This is a genomic window from Novosphingobium subterraneum (genome assembly GCF_000807925.1).
Taxonomy (GTDB): Bacteria; Pseudomonadota; Alphaproteobacteria; order Sphingomonadales; family Sphingomonadaceae; genus Novosphingobium; species Novosphingobium subterraneum.
In genome coordinates this window covers 70,642-95,223 of the sequence record NZ_JRVC01000015.1, presented here as the reverse complement: position 1 = coordinate 95,223, position 24,582 = coordinate 70,642, and the positions used below count along the sequence as shown (strand labels likewise).

Annotated in this window: 20 protein-coding genes; 7 read left to right on the top strand and 13 right to left on the bottom strand. The window is 63.4% G+C overall.

The genetic code is table 11. From position 1 onward, the window contains the following. Window positions 1-8: 8 nt before the first annotated feature. From NJ75_RS15230 to NJ75_RS15175, 12 genes are all read right to left on the bottom strand, one after another. Window positions 9-1,190, bottom strand: coding sequence for an alanine racemase (locus NJ75_RS15230; protein ID WP_082013415.1), 1,182 nt, complete (start codon window positions 1,188-1,190; stop codon window positions 9-11). Window positions 1,191-1,209: 19 nt separating this feature from the next. Continuing rightward, a complete protein-coding gene (locus tag NJ75_RS15225; RefSeq protein WP_039335945.1) occupies window positions 1,210-2,067 on the bottom strand; it encodes a GNAT family N-acetyltransferase in 858 nt (285 codons plus the stop codon). 175 nt (window positions 2,068-2,242) lie between these two features. Next, entirely contained in the window at window positions 2,243-2,959 is a 717-nt protein-coding gene (locus NJ75_RS15220; RefSeq protein WP_156135823.1) for a cupin domain-containing protein, read from the bottom strand. Then, the gene (locus tag NJ75_RS15215; RefSeq protein ID WP_039335943.1) at window positions 2,956-3,882 is read right to left on the bottom strand and encodes an ornithine cyclodeaminase family protein; all 927 of its coding nucleotides are present in this window, start codon (window positions 3,880-3,882) and stop codon (window positions 2,956-2,958) included. Before NJ75_RS15215 ends, NJ75_RS15220 begins: the two co-directional genes overlap by 4 nt. Continuing rightward, window positions 3,879-5,705, bottom strand: coding sequence for an ABC transporter ATP-binding protein (locus NJ75_RS15210; RefSeq protein WP_039335941.1), 1,827 nt, complete (start codon window positions 5,703-5,705; stop codon window positions 3,879-3,881). The genes NJ75_RS15215 and NJ75_RS15210 overlap by 4 nt, the downstream gene beginning before the upstream one ends. Further along, on the bottom strand, window positions 5,702-6,523 hold the full coding sequence (locus NJ75_RS15205; RefSeq protein WP_039336042.1) for an ABC transporter permease: 822 nt from the start codon (window positions 6,521-6,523) through the stop codon (window positions 5,702-5,704). Before NJ75_RS15205 ends, NJ75_RS15210 begins: the two co-directional genes overlap by 4 nt. A gap of 2 nt (window positions 6,524-6,525) precedes the next feature. After that, the gene (locus tag NJ75_RS15200; protein ID WP_052242552.1) at window positions 6,526-7,506 is read right to left on the bottom strand and encodes an ABC transporter permease; all 981 of its coding nucleotides are present in this window, start codon (window positions 7,504-7,506) and stop codon (window positions 6,526-6,528) included. Then, window positions 7,503-9,020: an ABC transporter substrate-binding protein gene (locus tag NJ75_RS15195; protein WP_039335939.1), complete on the bottom strand. Its 1,518-nt coding sequence runs from the start codon at window positions 9,018-9,020 to the stop codon at window positions 7,503-7,505. Before NJ75_RS15195 ends, NJ75_RS15200 begins: the two co-directional genes overlap by 4 nt. Next, window positions 9,020-9,694 (bottom strand): haloacid dehalogenase type II, encoded by a 675-nt coding sequence (locus NJ75_RS15190; protein WP_039335937.1) that lies wholly within the window; start codon window positions 9,692-9,694, stop codon window positions 9,020-9,022. Before NJ75_RS15190 ends, NJ75_RS15195 begins: the two co-directional genes overlap by 1 nt. A gap of 168 nt (window positions 9,695-9,862) precedes the next feature. Beyond that, window positions 9,863-10,792: a 2-hydroxyacid dehydrogenase gene (locus tag NJ75_RS15185; protein WP_039336038.1), complete on the bottom strand. Its 930-nt coding sequence runs from the start codon at window positions 10,790-10,792 to the stop codon at window positions 9,863-9,865. After that, on the bottom strand, window positions 10,789-11,796 hold the full coding sequence (locus NJ75_RS15180; RefSeq protein ID WP_039335935.1) for a PepSY-associated TM helix domain-containing protein: 1,008 nt from the start codon (window positions 11,794-11,796) through the stop codon (window positions 10,789-10,791). Before NJ75_RS15180 ends, NJ75_RS15185 begins: the two co-directional genes overlap by 4 nt. Window positions 11,797-11,852: 56 nt before the next feature. After that, window positions 11,853-14,030, bottom strand: coding sequence for a TonB-dependent siderophore receptor (locus NJ75_RS15175; protein WP_039335934.1), 2,178 nt, complete (start codon window positions 14,028-14,030; stop codon window positions 11,853-11,855). Between the two features lie 444 nt (window positions 14,031-14,474). Between NJ75_RS15175 and NJ75_RS15170 the strand changes: the two genes are divergently transcribed. From NJ75_RS15170 to NJ75_RS15145, 6 genes are all read left to right on the top strand, one after another. After that, window positions 14,475-14,813 carry a hypothetical protein gene (locus tag NJ75_RS15170; protein ID WP_156135822.1) on the top strand — a complete coding sequence of 113 codons (339 nt, stop codon included), beginning with the start codon at window positions 14,475-14,477 and terminating at the stop codon, window positions 14,811-14,813. A 63-nt stretch (window positions 14,814-14,876) separates the two neighbouring features. After that, window positions 14,877-15,986, top strand: a complete 1,110-nt coding sequence (locus tag NJ75_RS15165; RefSeq protein ID WP_039336036.1) for an efflux RND transporter periplasmic adaptor subunit — start codon at window positions 14,877-14,879, stop codon at window positions 15,984-15,986. Beyond that, window positions 15,986-19,093 (top strand): efflux RND transporter permease subunit, encoded by a 3,108-nt coding sequence (locus NJ75_RS15160; RefSeq protein WP_039335931.1) that lies wholly within the window; start codon window positions 15,986-15,988, stop codon window positions 19,091-19,093. The genes NJ75_RS15165 and NJ75_RS15160 overlap by 1 nt, the downstream gene beginning before the upstream one ends. After that, window positions 19,090-20,352, top strand: a complete 1,263-nt coding sequence (locus tag NJ75_RS15155; RefSeq protein WP_039335929.1) for a TolC family protein — start codon at window positions 19,090-19,092, stop codon at window positions 20,350-20,352. Before NJ75_RS15160 ends, NJ75_RS15155 begins: the two co-directional genes overlap by 4 nt. A 185-nt stretch (window positions 20,353-20,537) precedes the next feature. Continuing rightward, window positions 20,538-21,041, top strand: a complete 504-nt coding sequence (locus NJ75_RS15150) for an Lrp/AsnC family transcriptional regulator (protein WP_052242549.1) — start codon at window positions 20,538-20,540, stop codon at window positions 21,039-21,041. Continuing rightward, on the top strand, window positions 21,041-21,529 hold the full coding sequence (locus tag NJ75_RS15145; RefSeq protein WP_039335926.1) for an Lrp/AsnC family transcriptional regulator: 489 nt from the start codon (window positions 21,041-21,043) through the stop codon (window positions 21,527-21,529). Before NJ75_RS15150 ends, NJ75_RS15145 begins: the two co-directional genes overlap by 1 nt. A 98-nt stretch (window positions 21,530-21,627) precedes the next feature. Here NJ75_RS15145 and NJ75_RS15140 read toward each other — a convergent pair whose 3' ends face one another. Beyond that, entirely contained in the window at window positions 21,628-23,253 is a 1,626-nt protein-coding gene (locus tag NJ75_RS15140; protein WP_039336032.1) for an AMP-binding protein, read from the bottom strand. Between the two features lie 146 nt (window positions 23,254-23,399). On the opposite strand from NJ75_RS15140, the gene NJ75_RS15135 reads away from it, so the two are divergent. After that, window positions 23,400-24,578 carry an aromatic ring-hydroxylating oxygenase subunit alpha gene (locus NJ75_RS15135; RefSeq protein WP_039335925.1) on the top strand — a complete coding sequence of 393 codons (1,179 nt, stop codon included), beginning with the start codon at window positions 23,400-23,402 and terminating at the stop codon, window positions 24,576-24,578. Window positions 24,579-24,582: the final 4 nt, after the last annotated feature.

The following is a 24,582-nucleotide window of genomic DNA, read 5'->3' as shown; positions in this document are numbered from 1 at the left end:
AGGCGGCGTCACCAACCCCGCATGCGTGGCCAATTGCCGATGATTGCGCGACCCGTGCCATCGACCACGTTGTAGGCCTCGTGCTGCGCGCAAGTGGCGCAGGCGTGGTTGGGCAGCACCCGCACGCGCGAACCGATCGCCAGTTTCGGCAGAACGCCACAGCTGCCCGGTCGCACCTTGATGATGCCGTGCTCCTGGCTGGCGTCCTCCACGATCACGTCAGAAAACGGATTGCCGTCGATATCGCAGACCAGGCCATAACCCTGGTCCACCGGATGGCGCTGCGTCCCCCTGTCGCGCGAAAGGGCCATCCAGCCCCCGTCAGTCAGGATCCAACCCTTTTCCTGGCGATGGCCGATCACCGTCAGCAGCACCGATGCCGCAATGTCGTCCAGCGAACAGACGCCGATCCCGTGCATTACCAGATCGAAGAAGCTGAACACGCCCGCGCGCACCTCGGTCACGCCCGTAAGATCCTGCGCAAAATGCGCCGTCGGCGTGGAGCCGACGCTGACCACGGGCGAGGCATGCCCGGCAGCCCGCAGCGCTTCCGCCGCGGCCACTGCTGCCGCCCGCTCGCCCTCGGCAGCTTCCGGCAAACCGGCGCCGCCGCGCGCATTGTAGGATTCTCCCGCGTGTGTCAGCACGCCTGCCAGTTCCACCCGGCCGTTCCGCAGTACGTCGGCAATAGCGACAAGATCAGGGTCGTCCGGCAGAACTCCCCCGCGATGTCCGTCGCAATCGATCTCGATCAGCACGGCCGGCATCGGCCCGCCATCTCCCGCCGCAGCAACCAGGGCTTGAGCCTGCTCCAGCGTATCGACCAGCACCGAAAGCCGCACGCCTTTCGTGACCAGCTTGCGAGCCCGCGCAACTCGGTCAAGGCTCAGGCCGACGGCATAAGTGATGTCCTCAAACCCACCTTCTGCAAAATACTCCGCCTCGGCCAACGTCGAAACGGTGATCGGCCCTGTTCCTTCCGGAAATAGCCTGCGCGCGACCTCGATCGACTTGCTCGTTTTCACGTGCGGTCGAAACCCGGTTCCAAGCTTTGCAAGATGCGCGCGCAGACGCGCGATATTGCGATCAACCTTGGTTACGTCGAGGATCAACGCCGGCGTCGCCACTGTTTCCAGCGAAACCGGAGTTGCCAATTCGGCGTCGAGGGCTGCAGCTTCGGTCATCAACATCCTGCCTGTAAGAATGGCTTCAGCCAAGCGACTGGTTCGAAAGCGCCACCAGCATTGTCCCCGGTGCAGAAACCGGCGGTGCGCCCAGCGCCATGATCGGCGCCCGGTCCACCTGTGGCAGGCCGATCTTAACCAGCCACGGTGCAAGGCCGCTCACATCGGTCACGTCGATCCGCACGAAAACGCCTTCATAAGCCGAAGCGAGTACGGCAACCATGGCCTTGGCATCCTCGGCACTGGCAGCAACCACCGGACCAATCACCACCCCGCGTCCCCAGCGCCTGACGCAGCCATAGCCCGAGATCACGCCCGCGCGCTCGACGACCACCGCGTCTGCCACCTCAAGCAGGGCGTCGAGCAGGACGCGTCGGTCCATGCCCGATGCCGCTGCATCGACCGCACCAAGCGCCTCGCGGTCACTTGGCGTTGCTGCCCGCACCGGTACCGCGGTGTCGATCGCAGGAACCTTGTCCAGCACAGCCTGGTGCTGGGTAATGAAGCCGCAACGGGCAAAGCCCAGCTTGGTGTAGAGCGGTTCGCCATCCTTGGTGGTGATCAGCGTAATCCGCCGTCCCGCCGCATCGGCCAGCAGTGCCGCCATCAGCCTCCCGCCAATCCCCTGCCGCTGCGCATCGGGTGAGACGATGATCATGCCGATCGTGGCGAAATCATCGCCATAGGGCCACCACAGCGCGGTTCCCAGCAACTTGCCCTCAGCTTCGACCGCATAGCCACGCCCCAGCTCGAAGGCAAATTGCCAGTCTTCTAGCCGGTACGGCCACTTGAGCGCCTGCGAGAGGCCCTGCGCCTGTACGAGATGGTCCGATCGCAGCGCAGTCACGCCGTTGCTGTCGCTCCCGACCCTGGCCCCCGACATCTGCAAGATACTCCTCCACACCAACCGCCGGCAGAAATTCAACCTACGGCGCGCTGGCCAAGGTTAAAGCGGATTCGCGCTGGCAAAATGTTCCGAAAGCCGGAAATCTTCACGGCGGTCATGCGCAAGATGCCGTCAGGCGCGGTATAATATGCCGCCCCTGACGGCTCCAAAGTCAGCCAAGCGGGCGTTGCGTCGCAAAGACTTTCTTCACGTATTCCTCGCTCAACCATGCACAGCCATCACCGCGCACGAAGAGGCACACGTCGTCCTTGCCGAACGATACGCTGCCATTCCCGTCAGTGAATGTCACCGCCCCTTCCAACAGCAGCATCAGCTCCACCTGACGATAGGGGATCTGACGGCGGTGATAGGGCGTGGAATCCCAGGTTCCGGCGCAGAATTCGGCATTGGCCGAAACGTAGTCCGAAAAGCCCCGGCAGGTCGGCACCTCGCCCAGCAGGTTTTCGATTGCAGGCGGATTGGAGGGGTTGAGCGGCGCGTTCTTGTCGATCATCACCGGCGTGGTGCGGTTGCCCGCACGGTCCGTCGGCGCCGAATAGACCACCGCAAGCATATCGTCCGACGCGGTCCAGCCAAAGCCGCAGCCGAACGGCAGCGCGCAGCAGTCGTCTGCTCCTAGTGACAGCGTCGCGTCCTCAGCGGCAACCTCAAGCGAGCCTTGCAGCACCAGCACGAACTCATCGGCCGGTAGCGTTGAAACCTGCCCCTTGCCCCGCAGTGCGAAGGCAGAAACCACCGCCTTGTCATCGGCAAAAGCCGGAGCGGCACGGCCTTCAAGCCAGTCAGCCGACGGTTTAGCCACGGGCGCATAGGCGCGAATATCCATAACCGCACCTACTGCGGTCTGTCCGGCTTCCATTGTCGTCATGCGTTTTCTCTTTCCCATGCGGTAATCAGGCTGCGGGCAATGGTCAGGTCCTGCAGGGCAATGCCCGAACTGTCGAACACCGTGATCTGATCAGGCGACGTTCGCCCCTCGGCGCGCCCCAGCAGTACATCGCCCAGCGCGGTGATCCGGTTGCGATCGCCGGTGAAGTGCTGCAGGTCGCCCATCACCACCGCCTGCGCTGGATAATCGCAGAACAGCGCAGCGCGTTCGAAGAGCGCGGGTGGCAGCTCCTGCTTGCCCGCCGCATCCGATCCCATGCTGGCAATGTGCGTACCGGGTCGGACCCATTCCGCCTCGAACAGTGGCGCACGGGCGGGCGTTGCCGTCACGATGATATCGGCCCGCTCGCAGGCGCCCTGGGCATCGGCAAGCGTTGCCTTGAGGCCCTCAGCCTCGAGCGCCGCCACGAATTCGCGCCCCTTGGCCTCAACTCTCGCCACGACCAGAACTTGCGTGATCAGACGGATGCGGGAAATGGCCAGGCATTCGAACAGCGCCTGATTGCCAGCGCCAAATACGGCCAGCAGCGAAGCATCCGGCCGTGCCAGCACATCGGCGGCAACTGCATCGGCCGCTGCCGTGCGATAGGCATTGACCTTGCCCGCCTCGATGACCCACTCGACCCGCCCGATACTCTGGTCGAACAGCAGGATCACGGAGTTATGCCGGGGCAATCCGATCTCGGGGTTACCAGGCCAGAACGAGCCGACCTTCAGCCCCGCAAAGCTCCCGGTCGAGGCCGACTTGATCGAAAAGCGGTTGGTTGGGGCAGTGCCATGGGCAAGCACCGCTGGAAAGAGAACCGCGTCTTCGACGACCGCACACAGCGCTTCTCTCGCCGCGGCATAGGCCATCTCGTGCGTTACGAGCGCAGCAGACTCTTCTTCTGTGATGAACTTCAAGACTGGTTCCCGTCCATTTGCAGCTCGCGGCCTGCCAGATCGGGCTCTGTCCGGTGACACAGCACCACATTGCCTGCATCCATCACCCGCAGCGGCGGCGGACTGGTATCGCACCGCCCCGCAATCGCTACCGGGCAGCGCGGCAGGAACCGGCAAAGCCCGGCATCGCCTTCCGCCAGGCTCAACTGTGCCTTGCCCTTTTGCCCTACGCCCGAAAGCCAATCCGTCCGCAGTTCGGGCACCGAGGAAATCAGCAGGTCGGTATAGGGATGATAGGGCGGCGCATCGTAGGTTGCGCTCTGGCCGCTTTCCACGCGTGTGCCCTTGTAGAGCACGACGATCTCGTCACACAGTGCCTTCACCGTCGCAATATCGTGGCTGATGAACAGATAGGCCACGCCAAGATCGCGGCGCAATTCTGCCAGAAGTTCAAGGATCGCCTCGCGCACCACGGTATCCAGTGCCGAGGTCACCTCGTCGCATAGAACCACGTCCGGATTGGCCGCCAGCGCGCGCGCCAGGTTCACACGCTGCTTCTGACCGCCCGAAAGCTCGTCACAACGCCGCTCCGCCACCCCGGCCGGAAGCTTGATCAGATCGAGCAGTTCGGCCACGCGTGCCTTGGCAGCAAGGCCGCTCATGCCATGATAGAAACGCAGCACGCGTCCGAGGATGTCGCCAACTGAATGCGCCGGGTTCAGCGCAACGTCCGCATTCTGAAACACGATCTGGATGCGGCGCAATTCCTCGCGGCTTCGCGCGCCGAGCGAGGCCGCCAGCGGCTGACCATCCAGCACGACCTCGCCCGCCGTAGGAGCCAGAAGCCCCGCCACTACGCGCGCAACCGTCGATTTGCCCGAGCCTGATTCCCCAATCACTCCCACGGCGCCGCCGCGCGGTACGGTCAGGCTGACATCGCTGAGCACAGGATGCGCGGGGCGTCCCTGTCGGTCGACCGGGCCGTATCCTGCATGAATGCCGTTGATCGATAGCAATGGGGCAGCCCCGACCGCACTGGTTACGGAGGCTTTGACCACGGGTTTGGCCGCTGCCAGCAGTGTGCGAGTATAATCGTCGGCAGGCGTCTCAAGCACTGCTTCCACGGTGTTCTGCTCACGCACCGTCCCGCGATTGAGCACCAGCACGCGGTCCGCCATCTGCGCCACCACCGCCAGGTCATGCGAAACATACACCCCGGTCGCGCCCTGTTCGCGCACCACCTTGCGGAAGGCCTGCAGCACTTCCACCTGCGTGGTAACGTCCAGCGCCGTCGTCGGCTCGTCAAAGATCACCAGATCGGGCCGCGTGATCAGCGCCATCGCCGCCATCAGGCGCTGCAGCTGCCCGCCTGAAAGTTCGTGGGGATAGCGGCTGCCGATGGTCTGCGGATTGGGCAGCGCCAGCGCCTCGAACAACTCGACCGCGTGCCTGCGCGCATCGGCGTCCGATGCAGTGCCATGGATCAGCGCAGGCTCGATCACCTGCTCGATCACCCGACGCGAAGGATTGAACGCAGCCGCCGCGCTTTGCGCAACATAGGTAATGCGATGCCCGCGCTGCGCGGCCAGACTGCTGGCCCCTGCACCATCAAGCGCGGCATCGCCAACCCTGATCTGGCCGGATATCCTCGCCCCGCCGCGGGCATAGCCCATCAGCGAAAGCGCAATCGTTGTCTTGCCCGAACCCGATTCCCCGATCAGCGCCAGCACCTCGCCGCGTTGGATGGCAAACGAGACGTCATCGACGATGCACAAAGGTGAGCCGTCTGCCGTACGGACAGTCACGCACAGACTTTCCACATTCACATGGGGCTGCATCGTCATTCGGCCTTCCCCTGCGTGGCGGCATCGATCAGCAGGTTTACCCCAACCGTCAGACTGGCAATCGCTACGGCCGGCGCAATGATCGCCAGCGCTCCTTCGGCAAGGCCAGAAGTGTTCTCGCGCACCAAAGACCCCAGATCTGCATCAGGCGGCTGCAGCCCGAGGCCCAGGAAGCTGAGGCCAGACAGCAGCAGCACGATGAACACGAAGCGCAGGCCGATATCGGCAAACAGCGGCTTGATCATGTTCGGCAAGACTTCCACCAGCGCCAGGTGCAGCCGCCCTTCGCCCCGCGCCCGCGCCACTTCCACGTAATCGAGTTTCGCCAGCCCCACCGCCAGCGAACGCGCGATACGGAAGTTGCCAGGCACGTAGGTTATGGCGATGATTGTCGTCAGCAGCACCAGCGAGGATCCGAACGCCGCCACCAGCACCAGCGCAAAGATCTTGCTGGGGATCGAGATCAGCGTGTCCATGGCGCGCGAAAGCAGTTCGTCCAGCCAGCGTGGCCCCACCGCTGCGGTCAAGGCCAAGCCGGTGCCGATACTGGCAGCAATCGCAACCGCGATCGCAGAAAGCCCGACAGTAAAGCGCGCGCCGGAAAGCAGGCGGCTCAGGACGTCGCGCCCCAGGAAATCGCTGCCCAGCCAGTAGGCACTGCTCGACCCGGCAAAGACTTCCTGATTTACGAAGGAGCCCGGCGGATAGGGCGCAATCCATGGCCCGATCACAGCAACCACGATCCAGAACAGCACCAATGCAAGTCCGATCTTGCCCGATAGCGGCAGGCGCCCTGCACGGCGAATGAGATTGGCCATGGTCATCCCTGTCGCAAACGTGGATTGGCGAGGATGGCAACCGTGTCGGCGATCAGCACCAGCAGCAGGTATGCTGCGCAGAAGATCATGGCGCAGGCCTGCAGCAGCGGCATGTCGCGCGATGTCACCGCATTGACCATCAGGCTGGCCAGCCCCGGATAGCTGAAGATCGTCTCCACGATGATCGCCCCGCCGAAAAGGTAGGAAAGGCTCAGCGCCATCGCATTGGCAATCGGCCCCACTGCATTGGGCAGGACATGGCGCACGATCAGGCGCGCTTGCGAAACGCCCTTCAAGCGCGCCATTTCCACATAGGGTCGGTCCAGTTCGGCAATGATTGCCGCCCGGATCATTCGCCCCAGCTGAGCAATCACACCCACGCCCAGAACCATCACCGGCATGGCATAGGCACGCAGGAACTCGCCCAGTGTCGGGTCCTGCGGCACAATGGTGATCGACGGGAGCCACAGCAGCTTTACCGAAAACACCAGCACGGCAATCGTCGCCACCAGGAACTCCGGCAGGGCCACCATTGCCAGCGTCATGATGTTGAGCGCGCGATCCGTAGACCTTCCCCGCGTAACGGCGGACCAGATGCCGATCAGAAAGGCGAACGGCACCGAAAACACGGTCGTCAAGCCCGCCAAAGTCAACGTGTTGGGCAGCCTTTCGGAGATGATCTCGGCAACTGGCTTGTTGGCAACGATGCTATTGCCCGGATCGCCCACGGCGATGGCCCGCAGCCATTCGAAGTAGCGGACCACGGCCGGCCGATCGAGGCCCATCTCATGCCGCAAAGCCGCAATCTGTTCGGGCGTTGCGCCTTGCCCCAGCAATTCCTGCGCCGCATCGCCCGGCAGCAGGCCGCTGATCGTGAAGACCACCGCCGAAACCAGCAGCAGGGTGATGAATGCAAGGCCGATGCGCTTGGCCACCAAGCGGGCCGGACCACGCCAGGGAGAACCAGAAGCTGCGCCGCTCATGCTTCAAGCCACACGTGTTCGCCGAAAGAATAGCCCATCAGGCCACCCAGCGGGATTGGTTGAAGCCCGCGAATGCGTCGGTCATAGCCGTCGAGCAGGCTTATGAACACCGGAATGCCCAGCCCCCCGGTGCGATGGATCATCCATTGCATCTCGCCATAGATCGCCTTGCGCAGTGCCGGGTCGCGCGATTGCCGCGCCTCGATCAACAGCTTGTCGAACTTCGCATTCTTCCACCCCGCCTCGTTCTCCGTCGCCTTGGACTGGAAGAACAGGCTGAACTGGAGGTCGGTCGTTGGCCGCTGGTTGATGTTCCCGAAGGTCAAAGGGTGTTTCATCCAGTGGGTTGACCAATACCCGTCACTTGGCACGCGATTGATCGCCAGATTGAGCCCGATCTGCGCGGCGTGCTCCTGAAGGATCGACCCCATGTCCACGGATTGCGTTGCCGCCGGCGAGACATAGACCGGCAGACGAGTGCCCAAGAGGCCAGACCGCTTGAGCAGGAACTTCGCCTTGTGCGGGTCGAACGCGCGCTGCGGAATGTCGGCGTTGAAATAGGGATCCAGCGGCGAGATTGGCTGGTCGTTGGCAATCGTCGCAAAACCCCGGAACAGCGCCCGCTTGATCAGGTCCCGGTCCATCAGGTGCTTCATCGCCAGCACGAAATCGGGATGGCCGGTCACTGGATTGTCCTGCCGCATGACCAGATCGGTATAGAGCCCTGACTTGGTCTCCATCACCAGATGCGATGACGATGCCCGCACCCGCTTCACCGATCCCGGACTGACAGAGATGCACATCTGCACGTCGCCCGAAAGCAGAGCGTTTACCCGTGAAAGCTCGTCCGGAATCGCGATCAGCTCGATCTCGTCGAGATAGGGCTGCCCCGGTTTCCAGTAGTTGGGATTGCGCTGCACGATCGTGCGGATGCCCGGCGCGAAAGCCTTGAGCGCGAACGGCCCGGTACCATTTGCCTTGCTGAATTCCCGCCGTCCGTTCTCCACGATCACGAACTGAGGCTGCGCCAGAATGATGGGAAGGTCGGGATTTGGGCCGATCAGGCGCAATTCCACTTCGTGCGCATTCACCCGGCGCGCACTGGCGAACTGCTCCGCCACTGCCTTGACCTTCGATCCCACCGCCGGATCACGGTGACGCAGCAGCGAATGGACAACATCGCCAGCATCGAGCGACTTGCCGTTGTGGAACTGCACGCCGCGGCGCAGGCGGATGGTCCACGTCACATTGTCGGTGGATTCGATCGATTCCGCCAGACCCGGCTTCACCGCCAGCCCGCGATCGTATTGCGTCAGTCCGCTATAGAGCAGGAACATGCGCATGTAGTCGCTGGAATTGCCCGCACGCGCCGGGTCCAGGGTATCGGAAGTCGATGCGACGATTCCGGCGACGCGAATCCGGCCGCCCCTGCGGGGTTTCCCGATCAGCCTGTCGGCAGGGGCCAGCGCGACCCCCGCAGCAAGGCTTCCCAGCAAGAGACGGCGCGAAAGCATCAGAGGCCGACGACCGCGGGAAGCGCGCCGATGTGCGGAATTTCCACATCGCGATAGTTGGCGTTCGAAGGCTCATGTCCGCGGCCGATAAACACCCGGCAGCCAAAGCCGAGGTCGGTCGCGGTATTCTGGTCATAGCGGAAGCTCGACGAGACATGCATGCCCACTTCCGGTCCCATGCCGAGCTGGTCGAACATGTACTCGAATGCCTGCATGCGCGGCTTGTAGGCCTGCGCGCTCTCGGCGGTGTAGACCTTGTAGAATGTCGCGCCGAGCTTTTCGACGTTCGACATGATCTGGCTGTTCATCGCGTTGGAAAGGATCACCAGCGGGATCTTGTCGCAGATCTTCGAAAGGCCACCAGGCACGTCATCGTGCGGCCCCCAGGTCGGCACCGCTTCATAAATCGCGGTCGCCTCGGCCAGGCGGAACTCCACACCCCACTTCTTCGAACAGCGCTCCAGCGAATTGGCTAGGACTTCGCTATAGGGCTTCCAAGGACCCAGCACCTCATCGAGCCGATAGGCTGCCCAGTCATTGCAGAATTCCGGCAGAGCCTCGGCGGCAATGCGGTCAGCATAGAGTGCTGTCGCCATCTCCGTCATGCGGAAGCGGGTCAGCGTGCCGTAGCAATCGAAGCTGATGAACTTGGGCGTGAAAACAGCTGTGGTCATGATCGAAACTCGTTTCCTGTTTCTGGCCCCGTTGACTCTTGAATTCTCGAGGGCCTTGTGACCGGGAAAGATGACCACCGATCAGGCAGAACTTGCACCCGTTCGTTCAAGCCGGGCAAGGCGCACTGCACTGTTCTGATGGGATTCCGCAGCACGTCATGCCGCACTTCAATAGCCCCGCTTGCGGTCGACTTCGCCCAGCAGCGCATCACCCGCCAGCAACCGCTCAAGATTGTCGGCCAGGACGTTACCCGCCGTCTCGTGGCGCGTCTCCGCTGCGACGTGCGGCGTCAGGAAAATGGCGGGATGGCTATAGAATGCATGGCCTTCGGGCAGTGGCTCCGGGCAGGTCACGTCAAGCATGGCTGCGCGCAACTGCCCTTGGTCCAGGGCTTCGATCAGGTCTTCGGCAACCAGATGACCGCCCCGCCCGGCATTGATGACGGCACTACCGACCGGCATCTTGGCAAAGGTCTCACGGCACAGAATTCCGCGAGTCTCGTCCGTCAGTGGTAGCAGGCAAACGAGAATGTCCGCCTGCATCAGAAATGCATCCAGTTGCTCCGTACCGGCAAAGCACTCCACGCCCGCGATCTCCCGCCGGGTCCTGCTCCAGCCCGACAACGGAAAGCCCAGCGGCTTGAGCACGTCCAACGCCGCTCGCCCGAGTTCACCCAGGCCCATCACGCCGATCCGGCTTTCCGACGCCAGCCGCGTGTGCCGATAGGTCCAGCGCCCGGCCCGCTGTTCCGAAATGAAGAACGGCAGGTCGCGATGCAGGGCAAGGCAAGCCATCGCCACGTATTCTGCCATGCCGGTAATGATGCCCTGCTCCACCATTCGCACCACCCGCACCTGTGGTGGCAGCGCGTCGATAGGCAACTGGTCGATGCCAGCACCCACGCTGAACAGGATCTCGAGGTTGGGAAACTGCGCAATGAAGTCCGGGGGTGCATTCCAAGTGGCAATATACCGGACGGCTTGCGGATCGACGCTGTCCTTGCCCCAGTGCAGAAAGGGCATTTGCGGAACGCGCGAGGCCACGATCTCGCGCCACACCCGACCGCGTTGTTCCAGACCGTGATAGAGCAGTGTCACTTGCGCATTTTCCTTTGCCGCCACCACATCATGGGGCCGGTGATCGAAAGAGCCATGATTGCCAGTGCTTCCAGAAGAAGCATGAGCATTCCGAAAATTCCCCCGCTGTCGCCAGTATGCAAAGGCAGGACCTTCATCCACAGGGCCGGACTTTGCGCGGCCGGAACGACGTGCAGCAGCCTTGCGTCCGAAAGCCTGATCGAGACGGCATGAACTGCCAATGGCCCTTCTTCCGGCGCGCGGAAGTTCACGTCGATCCGGTCAGCGGCCGGAAAGCGCACGTCCCGTATTGCCGCGGCAGGATAGGCTCGCGTTGCCGATCCCATCGCCCCATCGAGTTGCATCGGACTTGCCACAAAGGCCGTGGTTGCCATCGGCGCGGCGGGTGCCAAATCGGGAGCGGCAAGCAGCACGCCAGTCACCGCGCTGAACAGCACCAGCAGCGATGCCAACACGCCCCCGCTGCGATGCCATTGCCGCAACCGCACGCGCGCGGGCATCTTCGGATTGATCTTCAGCGATGTCTTCCAGCGCCCGGCCGCAGGCCACCAGAACCCTAGCCCGGTCCCGGAGAGCAGCAGCAGTACGATGCCATTGAGCGCAACGACGGCAAGGCCGGCCGTGCCCGACATCAGCCGGTAATGCCACTGCAGGGCAGCCTCCAGCGGAAAAGCCCAGATTCCACCTTCGCGCAGGATAACGCCCGATGCTGGCTCGATTGCCGCATAGTGCGTGCTACCGTCGGCTCTGGCCAATTGCGCCATTGCCGGCCCGCCAGGATATGCAGGCAGGTAGAGCCGCGTAAGATGCATGCCGGTACGGGCCGCTGCCGCTGCAAGCGCCGGAACCCCGAGCACCGGACCATCGGAGCCTTGCGGTTCCAGAACGTAGGCAAGCGGCTCCCGCAGCAGCAGGATTGTGCCCGTCAGCGCCTGCAGGAAAATCAGCGGCGCGAACAGCAGGGCCATACGGCGATGCCAGGTCAGAAAGCCGCTACGCGCCATGGGAGCTTTGCCGAAAAGTCGGGTTGCCGGAGCGGGGGCTCCGGCAACCCGGTTCATCAGAACGTGAAGGTGGCGCGCACGTTGAACGCCCGCGGGGCGCCCGGCGCAATCCAGAACCGCGAGTAGGACGCGGTATAGAACTCCTTGTCGAAAAGGTTGGTCACATCTGCCGTGAGCTTGATGTTGTCAGCCGGTTCATAGCTCGCCATTGCGCGTGCGATGATGTAGCCGGGCAGTTCAAACGTCGTGCCGGTCTCGCCCAGCCGCTTGCCGACATAGTTCACACCCGCCCCCAGCGTGAAGCGCTGCTCACCCAGTGTGAAACCCTTGTTCACGATCAGGTTCGCCGCATGCTTGGGGATATTGATCAACCGGTCGCCCGGATTGATGGCCAGCCCGAAGTCCTTGTCCCCCGCCGACGTGGTCCATTCGGCATCGAGAAAGGCATATGTGGCGATGATCGAGATATCGCCCGGAAGATTGGCATTGAAGTCCACCTCGACACCGCGTGAGCGCGCTGCACCACCCGCAATGGAGAAGCCGGCATTTGCAGGGTTCGTATCGGCGGTCAGGATGTTGTTCTTCTTCATCGTGAACGCGGCGATCGAGCCGCTCAGCGCACCGCCGGGTTCACCCAGTCGCAAGCCCACTTCATAGGACTTGCTCATTTCCGCCGGGAACGGTCGGCTGGCTGCGTCGACCCCGCTGTTCGGACGGAAGCCTTCGCCATAGCCCGCGAAGATCGAGAGATCGTCGTTGATCTCGTAAAGCGCACCGGCCGTCGGGCTGAACTGCTTGATGTGGACGTTGGTTGTCCGGTTGTTGTTCCGGTTCAGCACGGTCTGGCGATAATTGTCGTAACGACCGCCAACGCGCACCTTCAGCCTTTCACCAAGGTCGATCTGGTCCTGGAAATAGACGCCCCAGGCCTTCTGCGTCTCATAGGTATTGGTCAGCGGCGTCGCGCCGAGAGCCAGCGTCTGGCCATAGACCGGGTTGAAGATATCAACCGCGTAGTTTGCGGCGGTAACCGGTGTACCCGCGGTATAGTTTGCAGGGCGACCGCGCAGCTGAAGCAGGTCGATCCGGAAGCGATCCCAGTCCGCGCCCAGCAATACGTGGTGTGTGATCCCGCCGGTGTAGAACTTGCCCGAGATTTCGCCGCGCACGACAAGATTGTCGGTGCTGTAATCGCGCGAACGGCGCTGGCGGGCGAGGAAATTGCCGGGCTTGCCCAGCGTCTGGCGGCGGTTGGTGCCGAGCGGATCGAGTTCTGCCTCGCTCGAGAAGCCCTTGAACTCCGTCTCGCGGTAACCGAAACCGGCGAGGAAGTACCAGTCGCCCCCCAGCTTCTGCTGGAACTGCACCTGATGCCCCAGCACATCGACCCGCATGTCACCATCGCCCGGCTCACCGAAGAAGGTCGAGCGGTCAACCACGCCAAGCTTGTTGTTCACCGCGATCGTGCCGCGATCGAACGGCACCCGGTTGTGCATGAATTCCAGTTCGTAAGAGATACTGGTGTCCTTGCTCGGCGCGAACAGGATCGAAGGATTGGCTGTGTAGAGCGTCTGGTGAATGGTATCGCGGAAGCTGTCGCCGTCCTGCGCCGCGCCATTCAGGCGGATCGCCACGGTATCGCTGAGCGAAAGATTGTAGTCCGCCTCGACACGGTAGGTGTTCCAGCTGCCACCCTGAACGGCAAAGGTGCCGAACGTGTCGCCGACCTTGGCCTTCTTGGTGGTGATGCTGATCGTGCCACCGGGTTCGCCGCGGCCGAAGACGGCACCGTTGGGACCCTTCAGGATTTCGATCTTCTCGATGTTCGATGCATCGCGCGGGCCGCCATAACCGCGGCCGCCATTGAAGCCGTTGACGAGCACGCCGCCTGCGAAGTTCTCGTCACCCGCAAAGCCGCGAATGGCAAAGCCGTCGAACAGACCGCCGAAGTTGTTCTGGCGCGAAACGCCGCTCGACAGGTCGAGCGCGGCATCGAAGCGGGTGATGTTGAGGTTCTGCAGCGTCTTGGCGTCGATCACCTGCACGCTCTGCGGAATGGAGGCGAGCGGTACGTCGCCGCGGTACTGCTGCCGCTGGCCGATGACGACCATTTCCTCGGCAGGTGCCGCCTCTTCCTCTGCGGGGGCTGCGCTTTGCGCCCAGGCAGTGATCGGCATCGCTCCCATGGCAACGCCGGCAATCAGCGCGCCCTTTACTGCGGACATTTTCTTCATCGCAACTTCACCCCTCGTCTGTGATGCGTGTCTCCGATCCCGCCCCGACCATGTAACATTGTTACATCGCCTTCAAGCGAAACCGTCGGTTTGAACCGTCCTGCGTCTTTGTTCTTATTCCTCGAGCTTATGGGTCCGCAGACGAATCTTCCGTCGAAAGGGTGCGCGGCGACGAACGATTATTGTGAAAAAGGGATGACACCGGAGTCTTTGTGCCGTCGTGCCCGTTTCCAGTGGACGCAAGGCCCGCGCAGCGCGCCCTTTCGTCGTGCGGGGCATTCTCCGCTGCGCCGGCGCCCCCAATCGGTGATTTCTGCTGAAAGCGCTTTGCTTTCCGCTCAATCCGTTCGCCAACGGCCAATATAAGGTCTCCAGTGCATACGGGAGGAGCCGCTAGTGACCCGCGAATTGCCCAATCATTCGGTCGTTGCTATGGGCTGCGCAATGCGGGAACTGCTGATCAGACTTGCGATCGTTTTCTCGGTCCTTCTGGCCGGAATGCACTTCCCTGCCCATGCCGCGCAGAATGCTATCGATGGCGAAGTCGAGGCATATACCTGCATTGAGCATGGTGAAGGCGACACTGCTGTCAAGCATTCCGCCCAGCCCGATGATCAGGCAGGGGAAGCGGCCCACCATCATCACAGCCCGATGGTCATCGGCATGGACCTGAAAGCCGGGGCAAACGACCTTGCTCCAACGCCATCATTGCACTTCCCGGCCAGGGCAACAGCGCTGACTTCGCGCAAGACAGTCCCTCCGCTTGAGCCGCCATTGACCTGATCCCTTGTGCAGGGCGGTTCGTTCGCGAGCCGCCACGAACTTGCGTTCAGGAAAGGCATTGCAATGAATACCCGCAATTTGGTTGTGGGCGGCACCTTGGCCGTCCTCGTGGCTGCTGCAGGCGGTTACGCGCTGGTCAAAAACGGCACCGCACCGGCGCCTCAAGCCGAGCAGGCTTCCGCGCCCGTAGCGCCGATGGAACTGACCGACGCCCAGTTCGCCCGGCTCGGCATCAAGACGGCTGTTGCGCGCCTGAGCGGAGAAGTGCCCCTGGGTGCAGTTCCTGGCGTCATCACGCTTCCCCCCGAAAGCCGGGTGGCCGTGACAGCCGCCCTGCCCGGCGCGATCCGGCAGGTCTTCGTGATCGAGGGACAGGAAGTGCGCCGCGGACAGCCGCTGGCAACAATGGTCAGCCGCGACGCGATGGAACTGGGCGGGTCGCGCAGCCGCGCATCGTCGCGCGTGTCGCTGGCAAGGGCGAACCTCGCCCGCACCGAAGCCCTCTTCAAGGAAGGCGTGATTGCCGGCGCGCGCGTGCAGGAAGCGCGGGCCGAACTTGCTCAGGCGCAGTCGGAAGCGGGTGAGGCCTCGCGTATCCTGGCAGCCTCCGGCGCCAGCGGCAGCGGCATGGTAACCTTGCGCGCGCCGATTTCAGGCCGCGTGTCCAAGGTCGGCGTGCAGACCGGTGGGCCGGTCGACGGCATGACCGCGCCTTTCGTGGTCGACGCGGCAAATGCCTACCGGCTCGATCTGCAGTTGCCAGAGAGGCTGGCCGCGAATGTCCGCCCCGGCATGACCGTAGCCCTGCCCGGCATCGCCACAGGCCGCATTCTGTCGGTCGGCTCCAGCATCGATCCCGCAACGCGAAGCGTGGTTGCCAAGGCAACCATTGGCGGCGCGCAAGGGCTGATCGCCGGCAAGTCGGTAATGGTCACCATCGGTGCGGGCAGCAGCGGCGAAGTGGTGAGCGTCCCTTCCGCTGCATTGACCCGCATTGCCGAAAAGGACGTGGTCTTCGTCCGCTCCGGCAATCGCTTCGCGCTGCGCGAGGTTCGCCTTGGCGGCAGCGGCAATGGCGAGACTGCGATCCTGGCGGGCCTGAAGCCCGGCGAGGTGGTGGCAACCAGCGCAATCCCCGAACTCAAGATGCTGCTGGGCGGCGGGGGTGAGTGATGCTGAGACGCCTAGTTGAATGGTCGCTGGGGGCACGGCTTGCCGTGCTTGGCCTCGCGCTGGCGCTGGCGATTTTCGGAGGCTGGTCGTTCCAGAACCTGCCGATTGACGCATTCCCCGATATCTCGACCACGCAGGTCAAGATCATCATGAAGGCTCCGGGGATGACGCCGGAGGAGGTCGAAAGCCGCGTCATCACCCCTATCGAAATGGAGATGCTGGGCATCCCCAACCAGGAGATCCTGCGCTCGGCCGCCAAGTACGGCATTGCCGACATCACCATCGACTTCTCCGACAGTACCGACATCTACTGGGCGCGCACCCAGGTCGCCGAACGTCTCAACAACGTCATGGCCGATCTGCCCTCGTCGGTGGAAGGCGGCCTCGCGCCGATCTCGACGCCGCTCTCCGACGTCTACATGTTCACCATCGAAGGTCCGCAATCGCTGGCGGAAAAGCGCCGCGTGCTCGATTGGGTCATCCGCCCTGCCCTGCGCACGGTGCCCGGCGTGGCTGACGTGAACTCGCTCGGTGGCCATGCCGAGACGTTCGAGGTTCGGCCCGATCCCGGCGCCCTCGCGGCGGCAGGCCTGACCTATCACGATCTCCAGACCGCCATCGAAAGCGGCAATCGCAACGATGGCGCCGGCAGGCTGGCCAATGGCGAAAGCACGCTGATCGTGCGCTCGGTGGGCGCCATCCAGACCGCCGATGACCTTCGCGCCATCGTCATCCGCAGCCAGGCCGGCACTGTCCTGCGCCTTGGCGACGTGGCGACGGTAACCACCGGAAGCCTGACCCGCTATGGCGCCGTGACCAAGAACGGCACGGGCGAGGCGGTCCAAGGGCTCGTCATCGCCCTGCGCGGCGCCGATGCCAGCAAGGTCGTCGAAAACGTCAAGACGCGCATGACCGAAATCGAAAGCGGTCTGCCCCAGGGCATGACGATCGACGTGTTCTACGATCGGTCCGAACTGGTCGGCCACGCTGTCTCGACCGTGGAGAAGGCCCTGATCGAGGCGAGCGTGCTTGTCGTCCTGCTGCTGTTCCTGTTTCTCGGCAACGTCCGCGCCTCCCTGATCGTGGCGGCAGCCCTGCCCATGGCAACGCTGATCACCTTCATCCTGATGCGCTGGCTGGGCATGTCGGCCAACCTGATGAGCCTTGGCGGCCTTGCCATTGCCATCGGCATGTTGGTCGATGGCGCGGTGGTCGTGGTCGAAAACGTGGTCGATCGCTTTGCCCATCCGCACCACGGCTCGACCAGCAAGCTCCATCAGGTTCTTGTCGCCACCAGCGAAGTGGCAACCCCGGTTGCCTCGGGCATGGCGATCATTGCGCTGGTGTTCCTGCCGCTGCTCACGCTGCAAGGATTGGAGGGCAAGCTGTTCGGCCCGGTGGCGATGACGATCGTGCTGGCACTGGCCGGCGCCCTGGTCCTGTCGCTCACGCTGATCCCGGTCCTGTCCTACTTCGGCCTGAAGCAGGATGGAGGCCACGACGACCCATGGCTGATGCGCCAGTTGAATCCCCGCTATCATTCGGCCCTGCAATGGGCGTTCGAAAACCGGACGCGCGTCTACGGCATGGCCGGCGGGTCGCTGCTGGCAGCGGCGGTTGCCTATGGCTTCATCGGCAAGACCTTCATGCCGACGATGGACGAAGGCGCTGTGCTGATGCAGCTCGAAAAGCAGCCGAGCATCGGGCTGGACCACACCATCGCGGGAGACCTCAAGGCCCAGAAGCTGATCATGTCGAAGGTGCCCGAGGTGCAGGACATCATCGCCCGTGTTGGTGCTGATGAACTCGGCCTGGACCCGATGTCGCTCAACGATACCGATACCTTCATGCGCCTGAAGCCGCGCGAGGAATGGCGCGAGCAGGACAAGGAATGGCTGATCGAGCAGATTCGCCTCGCCATGGAGGAAATGCCCGGCGTCGAAGCATCGTTCACCCAGCCCATCGAGATGCGCGTTTCGGAAATGCTTACCGGCGTGCGGGGCGATCTGGCGCTCAAGATCTTCGGGCCCGACCTTGAAACCCTCGGTCAGATTGCCGCCAAGGCACAGGATCGGCTGCGCAGGATCGGTGGCGTTACCGAGGTCAAGACCCTGGCGGACGACAAGGTCGATTACCTGCAGATCGATATTGACCGCTTGGCTGCGGGCCGTGCCGGAATGCCGGTTGCCGAACTGCAGGACGTGCTGCGCGCCCAGCTCGAAGGGACCGACGCGGGCGTGGTTGCGCAAAGCCATCGGCGCGTGCCGATCGTGATAAAGGGCGATCCGGCCAATGCCGGGAGCCTCGATGTCTTCGCGAACCAGTTGATCCGCAGTCCCGACGGCACGCTGCTGCGCGTAGGTGATGTGGCCCGCGTCCATCAGGTCGAAGGCCCGGTCAAGCTCGACCACGAGAACGGATCGCGCTTTGCGGTGGTGCAGGCTTTCGTTTCGGGGCGGGATCTCGTCGGTTTCGTCGACGAGGCCAAGGCCGACATTGCCGCCAATATCCAGCTGCCGCCCGGATATCGCCTGGAATGGGGCGGTCAGTTCGAGAACCAGCAGCGCGCCTCGGCCCGGCTCGGTGTAGTCCTGCCGATTGCCTTGCTGCTGATCTTCGGCGTGCTGTTCTGGACCTTGCGCTCGATCAGGGCCTCACTGCTGATCATCGCGATGATTCCCTTCGCAGTCGTGGGCGGGATCGTGACGCTGGCGGTGTCGGGCGAGTATCTCTCGGTGCCCGCCTCGGTCGGGTTCATCGCCCTGCTCGGCATCGCCGTGCTCAACGGGCTCGTCATGGTCACGTATTTCCGCCAGTTGCGCGATCAGGGACTGACCCTGGAGCGAGCCGTCCGCCAGGGTGCAGAGCGTCGTCTCCGCCCGGTGCTGATGACCGCCGCGATCACCGCCTTCGGCCTCGTGCCGCTGCTGTTTGCCAGTGGTCCGGGCTCGGAGATCCAGCGGCCGTTGGCGATCGTCGTGATTGGCGGTCTCTTCACCTCGACGCTGCTCACCCTGTTCCTCCTGCCGATGCTCTATGAGCGGTTCGGCGAAAATTCCGCCGAGCGCGCTGCGCTCGATGGCGGGATGGAAGGCGCTTCAGCATGAAGTACAATCTTGTTCTTGCATGGCCGCTGCTGATGGCGGCCCCGCTCCTTGCCCAGACCAGCGACCAGTCGCTCCCCGGCCTCTCCGATGCCGCCGTCGTGGAGGCGATCGAGGCCCACCCCCGCTCTCGCGCGGCCGATGCCAGGGTTGAAGCCGCACGGCAGGAGGCGAACGCGCTAGGTGCCACCCAGAACGAGTTCACGGTGTCCGGCGATGTCAGCCGGCGCACCATCCAGGACGAAGGGCGCTACGCTGAATACACCGTCTCGCTCGAGCGTCCCATCCGCCTGCCGGGCAAGTCCGCGCTTGACCGCAAGGCCGGCGCTCTCGGTGTCCGCGTTGCCGAACTGCGCGCCGAAGACGCCCGCCACCAGCTGGCGCTGCAACTGAACGAGCTGTGGTGGGATTGGGTCGCGGCAGCTGCCGAGGCCAGCACGCTGGCCCAGACGCAACAGACGCTGGAGCGCGCCTATCGGGCAGTGGACAGCCAGGTGCGCGTGCAGGATGCTGCGCAAGTGGATGCCGACCGTGCCATGGCCGAGGCCGCCATGAACCGCGCCGGGCTGGATGCGGCGCTTTCCGGGGCAGGAATTGCGCGCGAAAGGCTGGTCGCCCAGTTCCCGCAACTGGCCTTGCCTGCCGAAGCGCCACCGTTGTCCAAGCCGGGGCTGCCACCTGAGGAACTTGCCCGCCTGCGCGAAGCCGTCATGACCTGCAATCATGAACTCCCCGCGGCATTGGCCGAATCCGAGCGGCTCGCCGCCCTGGCTGAGCGCAGCCGTCGCAACCGCATCGCCGATCCGACTATCGGCGCGCAGTTCTTCAGCGAACGGGGCGGACTGGAACGTGGCGCCGGAATCGTGTTTTCGATGCCGATCGGCGGCCGCTACCGCGCAGCGCTCTCCGATCAGGCCGCAGCCGAGGCGCAAGTTGCTGTTGCCGAAGCCGCCAGCGCCCGTTTCGACGTGATCGAGATGGCCACGACAGACTACTCGGCAGCGCTCGGGACAGTGCAGGCATGGAAGGCGACAGCGGCGGCCGCAGCCAGCAGCAGGCGTGCGGCCGACCGGCTGGAGGCCGGCAATCGCCTCGGTCACGTCGATCTCGCCGATCTGCTTCTCGCCGAGCGTCAGGCAAAGGATGCAGCTCTGGCCGAAACCCAGGCACGGGCCGCAGCGCTGCGGGCCGAGACGAAATTGAGGATCGATGCCCATCATCTCTGGCTCGATTGCAGCCACGAACAGGGCGCACAGGAATGATCCAGTAGTTGTCGGATTTTCGTTTCACCGTTTTGACTTGCGTGTGTCGAAAGCGGGACGGCAGGCTGACAACTTACGGAAAAGTGCGTTAACTGCGCGCTTGACCAGCAGTTTGAGGTTGACGGTCGCGGTGTTGCTGCGCAAACCGCAAGGTCTGCCGTCACGGCACCATGGCGCGGGGACCGATGAGCCAGATTTTCAGTTTCGACGCGACCGACCAGGCGATCATCCGCGAATTGCGGGCGAACGGGCGGGCCAACAACCAGCAGATCGCCGAAGTCCTGGGGCTTACGGCGACGACGGTGTCAACCCGCATCCGCCGCATGGAAGATGCCAACCAATTGCGCGTTGTCGCTGTGTCGGACTTCACCGCCCACGGTTTCAACGTCCTGCTGCGCATCTCGGTCGAGGTTGACGGCCGCCCGGCGTCAGAGGTCGCGCAGGAACTGGGCGCCCTGCCCGAAGTGGTCGCTGCGCACATGGTGACTGGTCGCTACGACATCGACATGCTCGTCGCCCTGCACGATTTCGACGACCTTTCGGAATTCCTGCTCGACAAGCTTTCCACCGTGCGCGGCATCCGCACGCTGACGCCACACATCGTGGTCGACATCATCAAGTACCAGTTCGACGTCGCTCCGATCGAGGGCCGCCCCGGCGAGAGCCGCGGCAATGGAGGGAACGCCTGATGGCCGCGGTTCAGCTTGACGCACTTGACCGCCAGCTGGTCGACATGCTGGCGCTCGACGCACGCATCTCCAACCGCAAGATCGCGGCAGAACTCGGCGTTACCGAAGGCACCGTGCGCGGGCGCATCAAGCGGCTGCAGCAGGACGGCCTGATCGCCTTTACCGCGATCACCGGGTTCGAAATGGGCAAGCTCGCCCGTCTCGCTTTCATCAACGTCCAGGCCGATGTCGACCGTGTCCGCGAAGTGGCACAGATCATCGCCGAGGTGCCGGGCGTCAACGCCGTGCTGATCACCATGGGCCAGTTCAACATCACTGCGATGAGCCTGATCGACGAATTGGACGAACTGGTCGAACTGGCCTCCGACAAGATCTTGTCCATCGACGGCGTCCACCACGTGGAAACCTCGATTGCGGTCAAGACGGTCAAGTACAACGCCCGCATGGCCAAGATCACCAAGCCGGAAGTGGTCCCCGACGACGATTGAGAGCCGCAGCGCTCACGACATCAAGAACCGATTTGGCGATTGTTTCCCCGGGGAAACACGCTGAAGTGGTTCTTCGATGTGGGTGAGAAGCTGGTCGATCAGCCCTCCAATAAGGCTGCTCGCACCATCGCCCGCAGCATGTCCTTGCGTACCTTGCCGCTGGCCGTACGCGGGAAATCGCTGACGAATTCGAACCGCTCGGGGATCTTCTGACGGGCAAGGCCCGATGCGGAAACGTGTGCCACCAGGTCCCCGCTGCCGGCCTCGCCTGCAAGGATGACATAGGCGCAAACGCCTTCGCCAAGGCGCTCGTGCGGCATGGCAACGATCGCCGCTTCCTTCACCGCAGGGTGCGTGTGCAGCACGTCCTCGATTTCCTTGGCCGAGATGTTCTCGCCACCGCGAATGATGAGGTCCTTCTTGCGACCCGTGATCGTGACTGCGCCAGAATCGTCCAGCACGCCAAGGTCGCCGGTGCGGAAGAAGCCGTCCGGCGTGATCGCCTCGGCGGTCTGTGCTGCGTCGGCGTATCCCATCATCATGCCAGGGCCACGTGCAAGGATCTCGCCTTCTACTCCGCGCGGCAAGGCGTGGTCCTCGTGGTCGACAATGCGGACTTCGTAGTCCACCACTTCACCGTCGGTAGTGGCGGCAAGACTTTCGTCGCGGGGCCAACCGAATGTCACCAGCGGCACTTCGGATGCACCGAACACGCGGAATGCCCTGCAGTTCTCGAAGGCAGCGTTGGCCGCCGGGATGAGGTCTGCCGGCACGGCCGCGCCACCGCATGCGAAAAAGCGAAAGCTCGGCAGGCCCGTGCCGGCAGCCCGCGCAGCCGCCGCCAGTTCCACCAGAAACGGTGTTGCCGCCACTGTGCCGACAAGATCGTGCTGCTCTATCAGGGCGAGCGCCTCGTCGGCGTTCCAGGCTTCCATCAGGACGGAGCGAATTCCGCAGATGAATGGCGCTTCGAGGCCGTTGGCGTAACCGGATACATGCGTGACCGGCGAGGGCATCAGCGTCGCCTCACCTTCCGCCAGGCCCCAATGCCGCCCGCTGGCAGCGACGATATGGGCCAGCGTGCAGTGGCTATGCAACACGCCCTTGGGGCGTCCGGTGGTGCCCGATGTATAGAGCACCATCTTCACGCCCAGCGGGTCAACCTCAGGGGCATCGAAGGGCACGCCGCGCCCGGCGGCCACCAGCGCCGCAAAATCGTCAGGCCCGTCACCGCGTACCGTGAAGACATGTGCGAGATCGGGGAGCGACTGCTGGCAGCGTCGCGCCATCGCCGCATAGTCCACCTTGCGCCACACCTCCGGCACGAAGATCGCGCGGGCACGGCAATCGCCGAGCATCATCGTCACTTCGGCGTCACGGTAGATCGGCACGATCGGATTGACGACAAGGCCCGAAAGCGCCGCCGCCAGATTGATCACGGCTGCTTCGCGCCAGTTGGGCACCTGAAACGCAACCACGTCTCCGCTGCGCAGCCCGCGATCCTGCATCGAGGCAGACAGTGCCTCGGCCTCGGCCAGCACCTGTGCGAAGGTGTACTGCCCTTCCCCATCGATGAAGCACACGAAGTCCGGCGTCGCCGCGGCCCGCTCACGGGCAAGGTCTGCCAGCGTCTTGCGCTGCCATGCCGACCCTTGCGCAAATTCGCGCTGATGCGGTGCAGGAATCGGCAGCCAGTCCCAGGGTTTTGCAGTGTTCTCGTTCATGCCCTGCTTGTTCCAAGCGCCCGAGCGCTTCAGCAATTGGCGAAAAGGTGAGTAACCTAGCCCCTGTCACAGCTTTCGCACCGCACCGGTGCACGGCATGGTCGCAAGCAACATTGGCTACAAGGCCACGGAGAGGCAATACCCAGATGGACCGTATCGAGCGCATCGGACAAGTCGCTGAAATCATGCGCGACTATGTCGAGAACAAGAAGACCTTCCTGACCGACAGCACCAAGCGCGTGCCGGTGCGCAGCTACACTGACCCGGACCAGTGGAAGGCGGAAATGGAGCTGGTGTTCAAGCGCGTGCCGCTGATGCTTGCCTTCACCGCCGAAATGCCCAACCCCGGCGATTACAAGGCGATGGATGCCGTCGGCATGCCGGTGCTGATCAATCGCGACAAGACCGGCAAGGTCCGCGCCTTCCTGAATGTCTGCTCGCATCGCGGCGCTCCGGTGGCGAACGAAGGCCACGGCAATTGCCCGCGCTTCACTTGCAAGTACCACGGCTGGACCTTCGGCCAGGACGGCAAGCTGATCGGCATTTCCGAAGCATCGAAGTTCGGCGAGGTCCGCAAGTCGGAACTGGGCCTGCGCGAGCTGCCGTGTCAGGAAAAGGCGGGCATGATCTTTGTCGTGCTCACCCCCAACGCACCGATCGATGTTGATGCGTTCTATCGTGGTTTCCTCGAGGATTTCGAAGCGCTCGAGTTCGACAAGTGGACCTACATGGGCAGCCGCGTGATCGAGGGCGCCAACTGGAAGATCGCCTATGACGGCTATCTTGAAGGGTATCACTTTGCCTCGCTCCACCCCGAAACGATCTTCCCGCGCACGCCATCGAACTGCATGCACTACGAAGGCTTCGGCCCGCACCAGCGCATCGGCTTCCCGCACCACAAGATCGCTGATGCCCTGAAGGACATCCCGCGCGAGGAGTGGGGCACGCAGGAGAACAACGGTTTCGATTTCGTCCGTATCATGTTCCCCAACGTCTCGGCCTTCATCGCGCCAGAGATCACCCAGGTCGCCCAGCTCTTCCCCGGACCGACGCCGGGCGAGAACCGCACCGTGCTCAACTACCTGCGCCGCGAACCGATCCGCGACGAGGAGGACCGCGCAAACGTCGAAGCGGCGATGAACTTCTTCCGCGACGTCACCTATACGGAAGACTACCTCATCGGCCTCGAAATCCAGAAGGGCCTCGAAACCGGCGCGCATGACGAGCTGGTGTTCGGTCGCAACGAGCGCGGCAACCAGTACTTCCACGAATGGCTGGACTGGTATCTGCAGGACGATCCGGACCTCCCCGAACCGCAGATGTGAGGGG

Bases quoted from the DNA above. Each gene is read 5' to 3' on its own strand.
- NJ75_RS15190 (WP_039335937.1), bottom strand. From the start codon at position 9,694: ATGACCACAGCTGTTTTCACGCCCAAGTTCATCAGCTTCGATTGCTAC.
- NJ75_RS15140 (WP_039336032.1), bottom strand. From the start codon at position 23,253: ATGAACGAGAACACTGCAAAACCCTGGGACTGGCTGCCGATTCCTGCA.
- NJ75_RS15175 (WP_039335934.1), bottom strand. From the start codon at position 14,030: ATGAAGAAAATGTCCGCAGTAAAGGGCGCGCTGATTGCCGGCGTTGCC.
- NJ75_RS15155 (WP_039335929.1), top strand. From the start codon at position 19,090: ATGAAGTACAATCTTGTTCTTGCATGGCCGCTGCTGATGGCGGCCCCG.
- NJ75_RS15220 (WP_156135823.1), bottom strand. From the start codon at position 2,959: ATGACGACAATGGAAGCCGGACAGACCGCAGTAGGTGCGGTTATGGAT.
- NJ75_RS15225 (WP_039335945.1), bottom strand. From the start codon at position 2,067: ATGTCGGGGGCCAGGGTCGGGAGCGACAGCAACGGCGTGACTGCGCTG.
- NJ75_RS15170 (WP_156135822.1), top strand. From the start codon at position 14,475: ATGCGGGAACTGCTGATCAGACTTGCGATCGTTTTCTCGGTCCTTCTG.
- NJ75_RS15195 (WP_039335939.1), bottom strand. From the start codon at position 9,020: ATGCTTTCGCGCCGTCTCTTGCTGGGAAGCCTTGCTGCGGGGGTCGCG.
- NJ75_RS15205 (WP_039336042.1), bottom strand. From the start codon at position 6,523: ATGGCCAATCTCATTCGCCGTGCAGGGCGCCTGCCGCTATCGGGCAAG.
- NJ75_RS15135 (WP_039335925.1), top strand. From the start codon at position 23,400: ATGGACCGTATCGAGCGCATCGGACAAGTCGCTGAAATCATGCGCGAC.
- NJ75_RS15180 (WP_039335935.1), bottom strand. From the start codon at position 11,796: ATGGCGCGTAGCGGCTTTCTGACCTGGCATCGCCGTATGGCCCTGCTG.
- NJ75_RS15230 (WP_082013415.1), bottom strand. From the start codon at position 1,190: ATGTTGATGACCGAAGCTGCAGCCCTCGACGCCGAATTGGCAACTCCG.
- NJ75_RS15145 (WP_039335926.1), top strand. From the start codon at position 21,041: ATGGCCGCGGTTCAGCTTGACGCACTTGACCGCCAGCTGGTCGACATG.
- NJ75_RS15160 (WP_039335931.1), top strand. From the start codon at position 15,986: ATGCTGAGACGCCTAGTTGAATGGTCGCTGGGGGCACGGCTTGCCGTG.
- NJ75_RS15150 (WP_052242549.1), top strand. From the start codon at position 20,538: ATGAGCCAGATTTTCAGTTTCGACGCGACCGACCAGGCGATCATCCGC.
- NJ75_RS15210 (WP_039335941.1), bottom strand. From the start codon at position 5,705: ATGACGATGCAGCCCCATGTGAATGTGGAAAGTCTGTGCGTGACTGTC.
- NJ75_RS15165 (WP_039336036.1), top strand. From the start codon at position 14,877: ATGAATACCCGCAATTTGGTTGTGGGCGGCACCTTGGCCGTCCTCGTG.
- NJ75_RS15200 (WP_052242552.1), bottom strand. From the start codon at position 7,506: ATGAGCGGCGCAGCTTCTGGTTCTCCCTGGCGTGGTCCGGCCCGCTTG.